General features: G+C 65.3%; 13 protein-coding genes. 8 read left to right on the forward strand and 5 right to left on the reverse strand.

Annotated features, from left to right (window positions below):
* Window positions 1-3 precede the first annotated feature (3 nt).
* Both C7401_RS26800 and C7401_RS26805 read left to right on the forward strand, forming a co-directional pair.
* Window positions 4-1,317: an MFS transporter gene (locus tag C7401_RS26800; protein WP_112174453.1), complete on the forward strand. Its 1,314-nt coding sequence runs from the start codon at window positions 4-6 to the stop codon at window positions 1,315-1,317.
* A gap of 40 nt (window positions 1,318-1,357) precedes the next feature.
* On the forward strand, window positions 1,358-2,428 hold the full coding sequence (locus C7401_RS26805; RefSeq protein ID WP_112174454.1) for a serine hydrolase domain-containing protein: 1,071 nt from the start codon (window positions 1,358-1,360) through the stop codon (window positions 2,426-2,428).
* A 10-nt stretch (window positions 2,429-2,438) separates the two neighbouring features.
* Here the strand turns inward: C7401_RS26805 and C7401_RS26810 are convergent, their stop codons facing one another.
* From C7401_RS26810 to C7401_RS26820, 3 genes are all read right to left on the reverse strand, one after another.
* Window positions 2,439-5,471 carry an FAD-binding and (Fe-S)-binding domain-containing protein gene (locus C7401_RS26810; protein ID WP_112174455.1) on the reverse strand — a complete coding sequence of 1,011 codons (3,033 nt, stop codon included), beginning with the start codon at window positions 5,469-5,471 and terminating at the stop codon, window positions 2,439-2,441.
* 6 nt (window positions 5,472-5,477) lie between these two features.
* Entirely contained in the window at window positions 5,478-6,764 is a 1,287-nt protein-coding gene (locus C7401_RS26815) for an MFS transporter (RefSeq protein ID WP_112174456.1), read from the reverse strand.
* Window positions 6,765-6,915: 151 nt separating this feature from the next.
* Window positions 6,916-8,133, reverse strand: a complete 1,218-nt coding sequence (locus C7401_RS26820) for a pyridoxal-phosphate-dependent aminotransferase family protein (protein ID WP_112174457.1) — start codon at window positions 8,131-8,133, stop codon at window positions 6,916-6,918.
* Window positions 8,134-8,294: 161 nt separating this feature from the next.
* On the opposite strand from C7401_RS26820, the gene C7401_RS26825 reads away from it, so the two are divergent.
* Window positions 8,295-9,014 carry a GntR family transcriptional regulator gene (locus C7401_RS26825; RefSeq protein WP_112174458.1) on the forward strand — a complete coding sequence of 240 codons (720 nt, stop codon included), beginning with the start codon at window positions 8,295-8,297 and terminating at the stop codon, window positions 9,012-9,014.
* A 64-nt stretch (window positions 9,015-9,078) separates the two neighbouring features.
* On the opposite strand, the gene C7401_RS26830 is transcribed toward C7401_RS26825, so the two are convergent.
* Window positions 9,079-10,032, reverse strand: coding sequence for a LysR family transcriptional regulator (locus C7401_RS26830; RefSeq protein WP_258397251.1), 954 nt, complete (start codon window positions 10,030-10,032; stop codon window positions 9,079-9,081).
* Window positions 10,033-10,282: 250 nt separating this feature from the next.
* On the opposite strand from C7401_RS26830, the gene C7401_RS26835 reads away from it, so the two are divergent.
* Window positions 10,283-10,666, forward strand: a complete 384-nt coding sequence (locus C7401_RS26835) for a hypothetical protein (RefSeq protein WP_112174460.1) — start codon at window positions 10,283-10,285, stop codon at window positions 10,664-10,666.
* Window positions 10,667-10,775: 109 nt separating this feature from the next.
* Here C7401_RS26835 and C7401_RS45095 read toward each other — a convergent pair whose 3' ends face one another.
* Window positions 10,776-11,243: a hypothetical protein gene (locus C7401_RS45095; protein ID WP_181565696.1), complete on the reverse strand. Its 468-nt coding sequence runs from the start codon at window positions 11,241-11,243 to the stop codon at window positions 10,776-10,778.
* A gap of 355 nt (window positions 11,244-11,598) precedes the next feature.
* On the opposite strand from C7401_RS45095, the gene C7401_RS26845 reads away from it, so the two are divergent.
* The 4 genes from C7401_RS26845 (at window position 11,599) to C7401_RS26860 (ending at window position 16,436) form a co-directional block, all read left to right on the forward strand.
* Complete coding sequence (locus C7401_RS26845) at window positions 11,599-12,081, forward strand: MaoC family dehydratase (protein WP_112174462.1); 483 nt, start codon at window positions 11,599-11,601, stop codon at window positions 12,079-12,081.
* Window positions 12,082-12,083: 2 nt separating this feature from the next.
* Complete coding sequence (locus tag C7401_RS26850; protein WP_112174463.1) at window positions 12,084-13,790, forward strand: PHA/PHB synthase family protein; 1,707 nt, start codon at window positions 12,084-12,086, stop codon at window positions 13,788-13,790.
* Window positions 13,791-13,938: 148 nt separating this feature from the next.
* Window positions 13,939-15,129: a M20 aminoacylase family protein gene (locus C7401_RS26855; protein WP_258397252.1), complete on the forward strand. Its 1,191-nt coding sequence runs from the start codon at window positions 13,939-13,941 to the stop codon at window positions 15,127-15,129.
* Window positions 15,126-16,436, forward strand: coding sequence for an MFS transporter (locus C7401_RS26860; protein WP_112174465.1), 1,311 nt, complete (start codon window positions 15,126-15,128; stop codon window positions 16,434-16,436). The genes C7401_RS26855 and C7401_RS26860 overlap by 4 nt, the downstream gene beginning before the upstream one ends.
* The last annotated feature ends 203 nt before the right edge of the window (window positions 16,437-16,639 follow it).

A 16,639-nucleotide genomic window follows, 5' to 3' on the forward strand; every position in this document is an offset into this window, starting at 1 on the left:
GCAATGAGCATCGATTCCGTAGCCGAACATGCAGAACACGCAAAACACGCCGCACACGCCACGCACGCCGCATCGGGCAAGAGCGTCTCGCGGCTGATCATCGCCACTTCCATCGGCAACGCGCTCGAGTTCTACGACCTGATCGCGTACGGCTATTTCGCGTCCACGCTTTCGAAGCTCTTTTTCCCCGTCCACAACGCCACGATGTCGCTGCTGCTCACGCTCGGCACGTTCGCGCTCTCGTACCTCGCGCGGCCGGTCGGCGCGCTCGTGCTCGGCTCGTACAGCGACCGCAAGGGCCGCAAGGCCTCGCTCACGCTCTCCATCACGATGATGACGATCGGCACCGCCATGGTCGCGCTGATGCCCACCTATGCGACGATCGGCATCCTCGCGCCTATCGGCATTTTCGCGTCGCGTCTGCTGCAAGGCTTTTCGGCGGGCGGCGAGTTCGGCAGTTCCACGGCCTTCCTGATCGAGCACGCGCCGCAACGCAGCGGCTTCATGTCGAGCTGGCAGTTCTCGAGCCAGGGCGCGAGCACGCTGCTCGCCTCCCTGTTCGGCGCGGTGCTCATGGGCGCGCTCACGACGCCGCAACTGGAAAGCTGGGGCTGGCGCGTGCCGTTCCTGTTCGGCATGCTGATCGGCCCGGTGGGCCTTTATATCCGCCGGCGCATCGACGAAACGCCCGAATTCGAGCGCAGCGAAAAGGCCGAGTCGCCCGTGCGCGAGCTGCTCGCCACGCAAAAAGCGCGCGTGCTGGCTTCCATCGGCGCGCTGGTGCTGACCACCTCCGCACAATACGTGCTCCTCTATATGCCGACCTATGCGGCGCGCCAGCTCGGCCTCGCGCCTTCGTCGGGCTTTATCGCCACGCTCATGGCGGGCCTGATCGCCTTCGTGCTCACGCCGATCGTCGGCCACTGGTCGGACAAGGTGGGGCGCACGCGCATCATGTTCGTGGCGGGCGTGCTGTTCTTCCTGACCGTCTACCCCGCGTTCATGTTCGTGAACGCGCATCCGTCGCTGCTCACGCTGCTCGTCGCCGTGATGTGGGTCGCGGTGCTCAAGGTCACCTATTTCGCGCCGATTCCGGCGTTGATGGCAGGATTCTTCCCAACCCGCACGCGCACCACGGGCATGGCGCTCGCCTATAACATCGGCACCACGCTGTTCGGCGGCTTCACGCCGCTTGCCGTCGCCTCGCTCATCGCCGCCACGGGCAACAATCTCGCGCCGGGCCTCTGGCTGATGTTCGCGGCGGTGCTGAGCCTTGTCACGCTGGTCTGGGCCCGCGCACGGCTCGGCGCGCGCTGAAGCCCTCGATATCGAAGCACACGCAAGGAAACCCGTACCCATGCAACACGATTTGCCGCAGGAAGTGCAGGACGCCATCCAGTTTTCCGTCGATCACGAATCGGCCTGGGACCGCAACGCCAGCGGCAAGTTCGGCGTGCACGTGAACGACCCGCCGCCGTGGAACCGGCTGCTCGGACCCATCCACGATCGCGGGCCCGTGTCGGGCGCGATTGCCGTGGACGGCCGCATGCTCGCGCGCTGGGGCGAGCCCGATCGCCCCGATCTGACCTTCAGCATCGCGAAGACGTATCTCGCGCTGCTCGCGGGCGTCGCGCACGACCGCGGCCTCCTGCCCGACCCCGACGAGCCCGTGCGTGCGCGCGTGCCCGGCATCGGCTTCGAGAGCGAGCACAACGCGCCCATCACGTGGACGCAACTGCTGCAACAGACGAGCGAATGGCAAGGCGCGTGCTTCGGCCTCTCCGACCAGGCGGACCACTACCGCGCCGTCACGTTCGGCGAACCGCCCGAGGGCAAGAAAGGCGACTTGCGCCCGTTGCGCACGCCCGGCACGTACTGGGAATACAACGACGTGCGCATCAACCAGCTTTCGCTCGCGCTCCTGCATCTGTTCGGCCGCTCGTTGCCCGAAGTGTTTCGCGAAGCGATCATGCGGCCCGTTGGCGCAAGCGAAAACTGGCAATGGGTCGGTTACGACGCGTCGTGGATCGACATGGGCGGCCGCCGTGTGCAGTCGGTGCCCGGCGGCTCGCACTGGGGCGGCGGCATGTCGGTGAGCGCGAACGATCAGTTGAAGGTCGCGCAAATGCTGCTTGACGACGGCGTAGCCCAGGGCCGCCGCGTGCTCTCCAGCGAATGGATCGCGCGCATGCGCACGCCCTGCCCGATCGCGCCGTTCTATGGCGCGCTGGTCTGGCTCAACACGCAGCGGCGCGTGTTTCCGAGCGTGCCGGAGTCGAGCTATTTCGGCGTGGGCGCGGGCAGCTCGTTCATGTGGATCGAGCCCGAGCGCAGGATCGCGATGATCGTGCGCTGGCTCGATTCGCAGTTCGCCGATGCGTTCTTCGGCAAGATGCTGCACGCCGTGGACGCCGTGTGCGCGCGATAGCCCGGCGGCGTCACGCGAGCGCCATCTCCAGCACGCGCGCCACGTGGAGCGCCGTGGCGTTCGCGCCGTCGTGAATCTGGTGGCGGCAGCTCGTGCCGTCCGCCACGATGAGATCCGCGCGATCCGCTTTGCGCACCGCCGGCAACAGCGACAGTTCTGCCATCGCCTGCGAGGCTTCGTAGTGCTCGGCCTCGTAGCCGAAGCTGCCCGCCATGCCGCAGCACGACGATTCGATCGGCTGCACGTCGAGCCCCGGAATCCAGCCGAGCACCGTGAGCACCGGCCGGAAGGCATCGAACGCCTTCTGGTGGCAATGGCCGTGCACCCACGCGCGCGGCGCGCTGAGCTTGTGCAGCGGCAGATCGAGCCGGCCCGCGCGCTGCTCGCGCACGAGGAACTCTTCGAACAGGAATGCCGCGTTCGAGAGTTCGCGCGCCTCGTCGCCGTAGCCGTATTGCAGAAACTCGTCGCGCATCGAAAGCAGGCACGAAGGCTCTAACCCGACGATCGACACGCCGCGCGCCACGAACGGCGTGAGCGTATCGAGCAGCCGCCGCGCCTCGCGCTTCGCCTGATCGACCAGGCCCGCGGCGAGGAACGTGCGGCCGCAGCACAGCGGGCGCTCGTCGCCGCGCACGTTCAGGTGCACGAGATAGCCGGCGGCTTCGAGCACGTGCTGCGCAGCGCGGGCGTTTTCGGGTTCGAAGTTGTCGTTGAAGGTGTCGACGAACAACACCACTTCTTTCTGCATCGCGGCGGCGCCCGGCTTCGCGCCCGGCTCCTTCGCCACGCTGGACAGGAACGAGCGGCGGAACTGCGGCAGCGCACGTTGCGGCGCGAAGCCGATAGCGCGCTTCGCCCACGCCGAAGCGAGCGGAATGCGTTCGAGCGCCGCCGCGAGTCCGCCAGCCTGCGCGGCGCGATGCGCATAGTGCGGCAGGAACGCGATCATCCTGTCGCGCAGCGTCACGCCGTGCGTCGCGCTCCACGCCGCGCGCGCCTCGATCTTGAACTTGGCCATGTCCACGCCGGTCGGGCAGTCGCGTTTGCAGCCCTTGCACGAGACGCACAGATCCAGCGTTTCCTTCACCTCCGCGCTCGCGAGGCCCTCCTCGCCCAGTTGCCCGCTGATCGCCAGCCGCAAGGTGTTGGCGCGCCCGCGCGTCACGTGCTGTTCGTCCTTCGTCACGCGGTAGCTCGGGCACATCGTGCCCGCGTCGAACTTGCGGCAGTGGCCGTTGTTGTTGCACATCTCGACCGCTTTCGCGAGGCCGCCGGTCAGATCGTCGCCGCTGCCGGGCGGCGTTTGCACCCCGGTCAGCGGGTCGCGCCCCACGTCCCACGCCGACCAGTCGAGCACGGGCCGCATCTGGCGCTCGCGATAGCCCGGCGCGAAACGGAACAGCTTCGCGTCGTCCATCTTCGGCGGACGCACGATCTTGTCGGGATTGAAGCGGTTTTCGGGGTCGAACAGCTGCTTGATCTCGGCGAACGCCTGGTTGATCTTCGGTCCGTACTGCCAGGCAATCCATTCTCCACGGCACAGGCCGTCGCCGTGCTCGCCCGAGAACGCGCCTTTATACTCGCGCACGAGCTCCGCGGCCTGCTCGCCTATCGCGCGCATTTTCGCCGCGCCGTCGCGGCGCATGTCGAGAATCGGGCGCACGTGCAGCGTGCCGACGCTCGCATGCGCGTACCACGTGCCTTCGGTGCCGTGCCGGTGGAAGATTTCGGTCAGACGGCTCGTGTACTCCGCGAGATGTTCGAGCGGCACGGCGCAATCTTCGATGAACGACACGGGCTTGCCGTCGCCCTTCATGCTCATCATGATGTTCAGGCCCGCCTTGCGCACTTCCCACAGGGCCTTTTGCTCGTTCGCGTCGGTCATCTTCACGACCGAGTCCGGCAGGCCGAGGTCGCCCATCAGTTCGACGAGCCCATTAAGACGGCGCACCGGATCGTCGCGGTTATCGCCCGCGAACTCCACCAGCAGGATCGCGTCGGGCCTGCCCACGAGCGCCTTTTCGATCACCGGCTTGAAGCCGGGATTGCCGAGCGCGAGTTCGATCATCGTGCGATCCACCAGCTCGACGGCCGTGGGCTTTAGCTTGACGATGTGCTGCGCCGAGTCCATCGCCTGCCGGAACGTCGGAAAGCTCACCACGCCCAGCGTTTTATGCGCGGGCAGCGGCGCGAGCTTCAGCGTGATCTGCCGGCTGAACGCGAGCGTGCCCTCCGAGCCCACCAGCAGATGCGCGAGATTCGCCACGCCGTCGCCGGTATAGGCAAGCGGGTTCTGGCAGTCGAACAGGTCGATGTTGTAGCCGGCCACGCGGCGCAGCACCTTCGGCATGCGCTCGGCAATCTCGCCGCGCTCGCGCGTGGCGATGCGCTGCACGCCTTCGAGCAGCGCCGCCAGCCGTGCACCCTCGTGCGGCTTGTTCAGCGACTGGAAGCGCGCCTCGCCGCCGTCCGCGAGTATCGCGTCGATGCCGAGCACGTTGTGCACCATGTTGCCGTATTCGATCGAGCGCGAGCCGCAGGAATTGTTGCCCGCCATGCCGCCGATCGTGCATTGCGCGGCCGTCGACACATCCACGGGAAACCACAGCCCGTGCGGCTTGAGCCACGCGTTCAGATGATCGAGCACGACGCCGGGCTCGACCGTCACGGTACGCGCGCCTGCGTCGAAATCAACGATGTTGTTGAGCCACTTCGACGTGTCGATCACCAGCGCTTCGCCCACCGTCTGGCCGCACTGGCTCGTGCCCGCGCCACGCGCGAGCACCGGCGCGCGCTCGACGCGGGCAATCTCCAGCGCCGCGCGTAGGTCGTCCTGATCGCGCGGCACCACCACCCCGATGGGCATGATCTGGTAGATCGAGGCGTCCGTCGCGTAGCGGCCGCGACTGGCCGCATCGAAATATACGTCGCCGCGCAATGCCTCACGCAAGCGCCGCGCGAGCGGCGAGCCATGGCCCGCGCTAGATGGAACCAGATGAACCGGCTTGACCAGCATGCCCGAAGTCCGTGCGCCTTCCATGATCGTTCACGCTCCCTGACGGGAACCCGTGGGTTCTTCGGCCTGCTGGCCCAGATCGAAGCGGCTTTCGGGCTGCATGCGGAACGCGAGAATCACGCCGCACCCCATCAGCACCATGCTGCCCACGAACGGCAGGTCCCAGTTGCCGAAGCGGTCGATCAGAAAGCCGCCCACCACCGGCGAGATGATCGCCGCGAGCGCCGAGCCCGTGTTCATCATGCCGCTCGCCGTGCCCGAGAACTCGGGCGCGATATCCATGGGAATCGCCCACATCGGGCCGATCGTCATTTCGGCGAAGAAGAAGCCCGCCGCGAGGCACGCCATCGAAATGACGGGATCGTGCACGAACATGAGCGGCAAGAGCACGATCAGCGTGATGAGCATGCACACGGAAACCATCCAGCTACGCGCACGCCTGAGGTTGCCCGTGCGCTTGAGGAGCCAGTCGGTCACGAGGCCGCCGAGCGTGTCGCCCACCACGCCCGCGAGAAACACCACCGAGGCGAAGATCGCGGACTTGCTCAATTGCAGGTGGTAGTTGTGCAGGAAGTATTGCGGAATCCAGCTCAGAAAGAGCCACAGCGTCCAGCCGTAGCAGAAGTAGACGATCGTCACCGGAATCATGCGCCTGAAAAGCGCCATCCACGGCAGGCCGGTTGCGCGCGGCTTGGGCGGCGGCAAGATGGCGAGTTCGGCCTCGGTAATGCGCGGATGATCCTTGGGATGCTCGGTGAACGTGAATGCCCACGCCACGACCCACAGCAGGCTGAGCGCCCCGCACACATAGAACGACTGCCGCCAGCCATAACGCGCCATCACCAGCACCACCACGGCGGGCGCCACCGCATTGCCGATGCGCGAGGCCGAGTGCGTCACGCCCTGCGCGAAGCCGCGCCGCTCTTTGGCGACCCAGCGCGACATGGCCGAAGTCGAAGCGGGAAACGTTGCGCCCTCACCGAAACCGAGCAGCAGGCGCGCGGCGAGCAGCGTGGCGAGCCCCCCCGCCATGCCGGTGAGCACCGTGGCCACGCCCCACAGCGCGCCGCAGAAAAGCAGCGTGCGGCGCGCGCCGAAACGGTCGCTCACCCAGCCGCCGATGATCTGAAACACGAGATACGGGTACGCAAAAGCCGAGAACACCAGCCCCACCTCGGTATGCGAAAGATGGAACTCCTTGCCGAAGCCCGCCGCCGCCGTACTCACGTTCACACGGTCGAGGTAGGTGATGAAGTACATGATGCAGAGCATGATCAGCACGATGCTGCTCGCGCTCGTCAATCGATACCGTTTCATCGTCTGTCTCCGTTGCTGGTTTTATCGGCCGCGTCGCCCTTCTCGAAGTGGCGTCCGGCATGGGTACACCCTGAAACAACCTGGAAACCCGGGCCGCGAACGGCCCCTCATGCCGCGCCCCGCGCGCGGCATGTACAAAAAAGCCCCTGTTTCAGGCAGCTTTGAGCGACACCACGTTGGGCTGCGCCGCGAGATATTCCATGGCGGCGGGCAAGCCGCTGTCCTTCAAGGGCACGCCCGCAATGCGCAGGCCCATCTCGCAACCGGCCAATGCCGCCAGCAGCGTGAGGTCGTTGCAGTCGCCCAGATGCCCGATGCGGAACATGCGCCCCTTCACCTTGCCGAGGCCCGTGCCGAGCGAAAGGTCGAAGCGCTCGTAGATGATCTTGCGCACCGCGTCCGCATCCACGCCCTCGGGCATCATCACGCCCGTGAGCACCGGGCTATAGACAGCGGGATCGGCGCACTGGATCTCGAGACCCCACGCACGCACCGCGCGGCGGCACGCCTCGGCGAGGCGCTGATGCCGTGCGAATACGTTGTCGAGCCCTTCGTCCTGCAACATGTCGAGCGCTTCGGAAAGGCCGTAAAGCAGGTTCGTGTTGGGCGTGTACGGCCAGTACCCGCTCTTGTTCATCTCGACGATCTCGGCCCAGCCCCAGAAGCTGCGCGGCAGCTTGGCATGCTCGCTCGCGGCGAGCGCCTTCGCCGAAACCGCGTTGAAGCTGATGCCCGGCGGCAGCATGAGGCCCTTCTGCGAACCGGAGACGGTCACGTCCACGCCCCACTCGTCGTGCCGGTAGTCCGCGCTCGCGAGACCGGAGATGGTGTCCACCAGCAGCAGCGCCGGATGCCCGGCGGCGTCGATCGCGCGGCGCACCGCTGCGATGTCCGAGGTCACGCCGGTGGAGGTTTCGTTGTGGACGACGCAAACGGCCTTGATCGCGTGCTGGCTATCTTCACGCAGGCGCTTTTCGATCATGTCGGCCTGCACGCCGCGCCGCCAGCCTTCAATGCCGGGCAAGCCGAGAAATTCGGGCTTCAGGCCAAGGCGTTCGGCCATCTGCTTCCATAACGTCGCAAAATGACCCGTTTCAAACATCAGCACCGTGTCGCCCGGACTCAGCGTGTTGGTGAGCGCGGCTTCCCAAGCGCCGGTGCCCGATGCGGGGTAGATCACCACGGGTTGCTGCGTCTTGAAGACCTTCTTGATGCCCTCCAGCACCTTGAGCCCGAGCACGCCGAACTCGGGGCCGCGATGGTCGATGGTGGGATAGCTCATCGCCCGCAGGATGCGATCGGGCACCGGGCTCGGCCCGGGGATCTGCAAGAAGTGGCGACCGGCGGGATGGAAATCGAGCTTCAGCATGCAAACGCTCCTGTTTTGAATTTTGCATGCAAAAAACTATAATCCAACCAGCCTTGACGCTAAAGGTGAATTCCGGCGTGGTTTACCCCAATCGTTTCAGGCCTCTTTGGGGCCGTGTCCTTAAGCTAGAATTCGCTGGAAATCGATGGAATGCCTTTTGCATGCAAAACCCGAACCTGAACCCCTCCGTCGTCAGCCCGGCAAGCAGCCAGGAGCTGCCGCCCATTGCGCGCCAGCAACTCCACGACACCGTCGTCGACCATCTGCGGCGGTTCATCGTGGAAGGCGTGCTCGAACCGGGCCGCAAGCTCAATGAACGCGAGCTGTGCGAAACCCTGGGCATTTCGCGCACGCCCTTGCGCGAGGCGCTGAAGGTGCTCGCGTCCGAAGGGTTGATCGATATTTCGCCCAATCGCGGCGCCTCGGTTTCGAAGATGTCCGAGGCGGAGCTGCGCGAGACCTTCGAGCTCATGAGCGGGCTCGAGGCGTTTTCCGGCGAGCTGGCCTGCGAGCGCATCACCGCGGCCGAGATCGCCGAGATCAAGGCGCTGCACTACGCCATGCTCGCCTGCCGGGCGCAAAACGATCTGGCCGGCTACTACAGCCGCAACCAGGCCATTCACGACAAGATCAACGAAGCGGCGCGCAATTCGGCGCTGCGGCAAACCTATATCGCCGTGAACCGGCGCTTGCAGGCGCTGCGCTTTCGCTCGAACTTCGAAACGCCCAAATGGGACCGCGCGATCGACGACCACGCGCACATGCTGGAAGCGCTCGACGCGCGCGACGGCAAGCGGCTCGCGGCGATCTTGCGTCAGCACCTGCTCGCCAAACGCGACGCGGTGCTCAGGATCGGCGACACGCCAGCGACGCTCGAATAACAGCGAAAACACGCGGCAAGCACCGAGTTCGCTGCGCGCGCAACGATAGACGGCCGCGGCCTGGCTACTGCGTGGTCGCTTCCAGAAAACTCTGCGCGAGCTGCTTCCTCAGGTGATCGGCGGCGGGCGAAAGCCTGCGGCCCACGCGCGTGACCATCTGGCTTGAAAAGCCCGCCGCGATCGGATGATCGATCGGCACGGCCACCAGTTCGCCCAGGTCGATGCCGCGCCGCGCCGTGATCGACGACATGAAGGCCACCCCTAGCCCGGCGGCCGCGAGCGTTTGCGCCGTATTGAAGAGATCCACGCGATAGGCGGGAATCACGTTCAAGCGCGCGTCGTCGAACAGCGACTGCACGAAGTGCTGCACGCCGAACGCTTCGGTCATGAAGATCAGACGCTCGCTCACGAGTTCGGCGGGCGGCACCTTTTGCAGTTTCGCGAAGCGGTGCGACGGCGCGACGAGCGCGCAAAGCGGCCGCGCCGCGAAGGGGTGAATGCGCATGGCGGGGTCGTTGGCGGTGCGCGTGCACAGGCCGATGTCGACCACGTCGTCGCGCACGAGCGAGAGCACGGCGGGCGTGGGCCCCGAGCGGATCTCCACGAGAATGTCGGGGTATGTCATCGAGAAACGCTGAAGCGCCCGCGCGATCAGGTTGCCGATGAAACCTTCCCCCACGCCGAGCGCCACCCGCCCGCGCCGCAGGTGCCGGTACTCCTCCAGGCGCGCGGCCAGGTCGCGCTGGCGCCGCTGGCCGTCGCGGTAGTGGTCCACGAGCACCTGGCCGATCTCGGTCACGACCACGTTGCGCCCGCGCCGCTCGATCAAGGGAAAGCGCAGCCGCCGCTCCAGCGCCGCCACCTGGCGGCTGATGACCGAGGCGTTGATGCCCAGCGCTTCGCCCGCCATGCGCACGCCGCCCGCCGCGGCGATCTCGGCCAGATAGCGCAGCGGCCGCTCGCCGATATCGTCGATCGCGCCTGCCGCCCCGCCTTCACGCTCGCCCTTTTCCCGCACTGCACGACTCCTTTCGTGGCCTTGCCTCGCCTTACCTCGCCTTCCCTGGCCTTGCATCCACAGATCCAGACCGGCGAAAGGCTGCTATCAAAGCCTGGAATTTGACCACAGCTCAAGATGTTTGAAAAAAAGCGCTGCCGCGCCGGCTCGCGCATGAGGGTTTTCCATAGCGTCGCGCACGGCAACAATGCCAATGGTTGGCGGCCTGCGGACATGCTAGGCTTTCTTTCAAACCACTTCGGAGACTGTTATGCCGTTCATCTGCGAAAACGTTGAATGCCGCGCCGTCCTGGCTCGCGGGCAGGTCAGATCCAGTCACGAAGACAACGGGTGGTGCTTCTACTGCCCGGACTGCAATACCCGGAACGAATTGAAGAATATCGGTGCGCCCGACGGTCCTGTCGAACTGGTTCAGCCCGAAAGATCGCAGCCTCCGCACAGGGTCATTGCAACGGCCCGCGCACTGGATGACGGCAGATATGCAGCGCAATTACGCGTTCAGCGAGCGCTGGCCGTAAAAGGAACGTATGCAGTCGAAGAGCACTGGGACGAACTCGGCGTATTCCCCGACGCTCAAGCGGCCGTAGCGCACGCGAAGTCGTTCGCGACGGACTTGCTGGAGCGCCGGGCCTGAGTCGAGCCCGACCTCGCGCCATGCATGTCAAATCCGCGGACAGGCGCACCTGCTGCCGCCTGTCCGCGCGACACCCGCTGCGATTCGCCTGAATCCCGGCTACCTTCGCTCACGACGCGCCGCTGGCCGCGAGCTTCACAAACAGCCGGGCCGCGTCGTTGCCATGCGACAGGGCGCGCAACGCAAGTGAGAGCGCCAGTTGCGCGTCGTGGGAAACCGCGCTCCGATCCTGATCGAATATCTTGACGGCATGGCGCATATGCTGCGCTGCCTGCATGTGAAGCTCCACGGCCGCTGCATGGTATTTGGCCACTTCCGCGCCGCTTACGCCCGAGCCTGTCGATGACGCTACCGGTGGCGCAGCGGGTTGCGTATTACTGCCGTGCGCACCCGCCTCGTGCGCCTGATCGATCGCATGCAAGGTGTGGCCGTGGGCCATCAACGCCTGATGCGCGGCGTGGCCAAAGTCTCGACCCTCCTCGAAATGCCGCGATGCCTCACGGTGATGCTGCGCGGCGTGCTCGTGGTGCGACGCGGCTGCTTCGATATGCATCTTCTTGCTGTGCTTCGTGTTCATGCTGGCTCCTGTGCTCCGTCAGGGCTACCCTCAAGGCGCCCCGTTCCACGACACATTGGCGGGTCGCAACAAAAAACTAATCTACACGCTGGCGCGCCTTCTGTGGCTGTGAATCTCCGGGCAGGCGAAGGCGTGAGATAAGAAAACTATGGCGCCCAATCCTAAATGCCGATTGCCGGTTTGCCGTATTGTGCGATTGAAAGGCACAGACCTGCGCCGACGATATTTCGTGTGAATAATCACGCCGCGAACCTCCGGGCGCGACGGCATTCCCCGCCCCGCTCCACACGAGGCGGATCGCGCGCCACGCACTCACGGCACCATCAAATTCCCTCGTTATTATTTTGGATGACTTATGAATTTACTCGCAGGATACGATTTTGAAGATTTGACGCCGGGCATGAGTGCGAGCTTTGCAAAAACCATTACCGATGCCGATATCGTATTGTTCGCCGGCGCGTCAGGAGACAACAACGCGGTCCATATCGATGAGGAATTTTCCCGCACCACGCCCTTCAAGGGACGCATTGCGCACGGCATGCTCAGCGCCAGCATCATCTCGGCGGCCATCGCCGGCCGCCTGCCCGGTCCCGGCACGATCTATCTCGGCCAGAATCTGCGTTTCAAGGCGCCGGTCAGACCCGGCGATACGGTGCAAGCAACCGTCACGGTGCGCGAACTGATTCCCGCGAAGCGCCGGGTCGTGCTGGACACCGTTTGCACGGTGCGCGGCAAAGTGGTGATCGACGGCGACGCGCTCGTCATGCCGACTTCGCGCGCGGATCGCACTGCCGAAGCCCCTCAGGCGCGCGACCTCGCGACCGCCGAACGGGAGTGACCATGCGCAACCACTTCAATATTCCAGACGAGGTCGCCCATGGCGTTTCCCGCTCGGCGCAAGACTTTCTCAACGCGTTGGCGGGCATTCCCAAAGCCACCGCCGTGGCACCGGCCATATTGCATGAGGCCGGCAGCCGCTACTGGCAGCGCCAGTGGGCAATGTGGACCCGCTTACCCGGTGCTTCGACCGATGAAAACGCCCAGCCCGCGAGCCGGGACCCGCGCTTTCTCGCGCAGGAATGGTCCAGCAACGGTTGGTACAGCATGCTCAGGCAAAGCTACCTGGCCAACGCCGGCTTGCTCGAAGACATGGTCGGGGCGACGGGATACAGCGAAAGCGACAAGCACAGACTGCGCTTTTTCATGCGCCAGTTCATCGATGCGGCCAGCCCGACAAACTACCTCACGACCAATCCCGAGGTCATTCAGGCGGCGATCGAATCAAACGGCGAAAGTCTTCGCACGGGCATGACCAATCTGTTCGGAGACCTGAGTCGCGGTACCATCACGATCACCGACGAGTCCGCCTTCGAAGTGGGCCGCAACGTCGCCGCCTCGCCGGGCGCGGTCGTCTTCGAGAACGACCTCTTTCAGTTGATCCAGTACGCGCCCTTGACCACGCATGTCGCAAAACGCCCTTTGCTGATCGTGCCGCCCTGCATCAACAAGTTCTACATTCTCGACCTTCAGCCGGAAAACTCGTTTGTGCGGTTCGCGGTCGAGCAGGGCCAAACCGTGTTCATGATTTCATGGCGCAACCCCGACGCGGAAATGGCGCAGACGACGTGGGACCAGTATCTGGAATCCGGCGTCATGAAGGCCATCGACATCGCGCTTGCCATCAGCGGCGCGGACAAGGTCAACACGGTGGGATGGTGCGTCGGCGGCACGATCCTGTCGTCGGCGCTCGCGGTCATCCGCGCGCGCGAAGAAGACAAGGTCGCGAGCCTTACGTTGCTCACGACCATGCTCGACTTCACCGATCCTGGCGATCTCGGCGTATTCATCGACGAGCAAACCGTGTTGCAGCGTGACCTGGCGATCGGGCACAGCGGCATTTATCCGGGGCGCGAACTCGGCTTCGTGTTCCAGATGTTGCGCGCCAACGATCTGATCTGGCCGTATGTCATCAACAACTATTTGAAGGGCAAAAATCCCGCCGCGTTCGACCTGCTCTACTGGAACGCGGACAGCACCAACCTGCCGGGACCGATGTACACCTGGTACCTGCGCAACATGTACCTGGAGAACAACCTGCGCGTGCCCGGCAAGCTCACCATGTGCGGCACGCCGGTGGACCTCGGCCGCGTCGACATGCCGGCCTACGTGCTCGCGACCCAGGAGGATCACATCGTGCCGTGGAAGTCCGCGTGGTGCAGCACGCGCCTGCTTGGCGGGGACGTGCGTTTCGTGCTCGGCGCAAGCGGGCACATTGCCGGCGTCATCAATCCGGCCACCAAGAACCGGCGTTGCTACTGGGTCGACGACAACGGCGGCAACGGCAGCGCCGATGGCACCGGCAGCAACGACGCCGAAGCCTGGCTCGCTAACGCGCACAAGGCCTCGGGCACGTGGTGGAACGACTGGAATGCGTGGCTGCAACCGCACTCCGGCGGCAGGGTGAAGGCGCGCGCGAACCCCGGCAACCGCACCTTCCGGCCGATCGAACCGGCGCCGGGCCGCTACGTCAAGGTCAGGGCGGACTGATTCCTGCGCCACCCCTGCTGCGCCGCGACAATCGAACGTTGACTTCAGGTCAACACTTTCGATGCTTTTCCGTCATGGGTCGCGTTTTTCGTCGGTGCAATACTCGCCACTTGTCTCTCACTCCCTATTCCAACAAAAGGAGCCCCCCGTGAGCGAGCGTTGCTACTGCGAAGTCGCCGACCTGGCCGAAGCCCGATCCGAACTCGACGAGATCCGCCACCACCTTCACAAGCACCCCGAGCTGTCCTACGAGGAGGCCGACACCTCGCGCTTCGTCGCGGACAAGCTCGAAGCCTGGGGCTACGCCGTCACGCGCAACGTGGGTGGCCACGGCGTCGTGGCGTCCCTGAAGGTGGGCACGGGCGCACGCACCGTGGGCGTGCGCGCGGACATGGACGCCCTGCCGATCCAGGAACTGACCGGCCTCGACTACGCGAGCGTTCACGAGGGCAAGATGCACGCGTGCGGCCACGACGGCCATACCACCGTGCTGCTCGGCGCCGCGCGCCAGCTCGCGAAAACGCGCCACTTCGACGGCACCGTGCACCTGATCTTTCAGCCCGCCGAAGAAGCCGGCTCGGACAGCGGCGCCGTGCGCATGATCGCCGACGGCCTGTTCGAGCGCTTTCCCTGCGAGGCCATCTTCGGCCTGCACAATCATCCGGGCGTGCCCACCGGCACCTTCGGCTTTCGCGCCGGGCCGCTCATGGCCGCGTGCGACACCGTCAAGCTGCGCATTCACGGCAAGGGCGGCCACGCGGCGCGCCCGCACCTGGCCGTCGACCCGGTGCTGGTGGGCAGCAGCATCGTGATGGCGTTGCAGTCGGTGGTGTCGCGCAACGTCGACCCGAACGAAGCCGCGGTCGTGACCGTGGGCGCATTCCGCTCGGGCCACGCGCCGAACGTGATTCCCGAAGACGCCGTGCTCGAAATGAGCGTGCGCTCGTTCTCGCCCGACGTGCGCGCAACGCTCGAAGCGCGCATTCGCGCGCTGGCCGAGTCCCAGGCGCAAAGCTACGGCGCGACGGTGGAGATCGACTACATTCGCGGCTATCCCGTGCTCATCAACAGCGAAGCCGAAACCGCGTTCGCGCGCCAGGTCGCCGAGGAGCTGGTCGGGCCGGAGCATGTGATCGCGCCGTTCCCGCCCATTGCGGGCAGCGAGGACTTCGCGTACTACCTGCAAAAGATTCCGGGATGTTTCGTACGCCTTGGCAATGGCGAAGGCAAGCCCATGCTGCACAACGCGCGCTACGACTTCAACGACGAGAATCTGACCATTGGCGCCGCGTTCTGGACGCGCCTCGTCGAACGCTTTCTCGCCCGGGACCGTACATGAATCTCGCGACCGAAACCCGTCTGGACACGGTTGAAGAGACACAAGCCGCGCCCGTCCAGGAGCGCAAGATCATCGTCGCGGCGGTGATCGGCAACCTGCTGGAGTTCTTCGACTTCACCGTCTACAGCTACTTCGCGCTCACGATCGGCCATCAGTTCTTTCCCGCCGACAGCCCCGTCACCTCGCTGCTGCTCGCCTTCGCGGTGTTCGCCGTGGGCTTCGTGATGCGCCCGCTCGGCGGCATCGTGCTCGGCCGCTATGCGGACCGCGCGGGCCGCAAGCCCGCGCTCACGCTCACGCTCACCATCCTGCTGATGGCGCTCGGCTCCGCCTCCATCGGACTTGCGCCGACCTACGCGCAAATCGGCATGGCCGCGCCGGTTCTGATCGTCGTGGCGCGCCTCGTGCAGGGCTTCGCGCAGGGCGGCGAGTTCGGCGCGGCCACGGCCACGCTGCTCGAAATGGGCGGCCAGGCAAGCCGCGGCTTTCGCGCGAGCTGGCAGCTTGCGAGCCAGGGCGCGGCGGCGCTGCTGGGCTCGGGCCTCGCCGCAAGCCTCGGCTTTCTGCTCTCCACCGAGACCATGCATAGCTGGGGCTGGCGCATTCCCTTCCTGCTCGGCACGCTGATCGCGCCGGTCGGCATCTACCTGCGCAGGCACATTCGCGAGGAGCCGCCCGCGCAGCGCGCCGTGGCCGATCGCGACGACCCGAAGCGCGGCCTCTACGCGCGCAACTGGTTTCTCACGATATTCGCGATCATGGGCATGTCGGTGTCGACGTACGTGATGATGTACTACATGCCGACCTACTGTATTCAATACCTGGGACTGCCACCCAAGATGTCGATGCTCGCGGGCGTGGCGTCGAGCACCATCTCGCTCGTGATGTGCCCGATCTACGGCGCGTGGTCCGACCGCATGGGCCGCCGCAAGCCGCTCACGGTGATCGGCCGCATCGCGCTCGTCGTGCTGCTGTATCCGGCGTTCTGGATCATGACGCACTTTCCTTCGCTGCCGGTCGTGCTCGCCGCGCTGATCGTGCTGATGCTCTGCTACACGATGGGCTCCGCACCGGCTTATGCGCTGATGCCGGAGAATTTTCCGAAGCATCTGCGTGCGGGCTACATGTCGAGCGCGTATGCGATCGCGGTTTCCGTGTTCGGCGGCACGGCGCAACTCGTGGCCGGGTGGCTCATTCAGGTAACGGGCAACAAGATGGCGCCCGCGTGGTACATGATTGGCTGCGTGCTGATTTCGCTCATCGCCGTTTCGATGTTCGAGGAAACCGGCAACAAGGCGATCGACTGAACAGCGCGCGGCGGCAAAAGCGCACTTCAATACGGGCGGGCGAACGCAGGTGGCGTTGCCCGCCCTTTTTTCGCTTTCTTTGTCTCGGGGCGGTTTGTCCCTGGTGGCTGTCTCGCAGGACGCTCGTCGCGGCCGTCGCCGGGGCCTTGCACAATGGCGCCGCGCCGCCTATATTGGTTGCGACACGCAACCAAACTGCACCA

Source organism: Paraburkholderia unamae, from assembly GCF_003268775.1.
Lineage (GTDB): Bacteria > Pseudomonadota > Gammaproteobacteria > Burkholderiales > Burkholderiaceae > Paraburkholderia > Paraburkholderia unamae.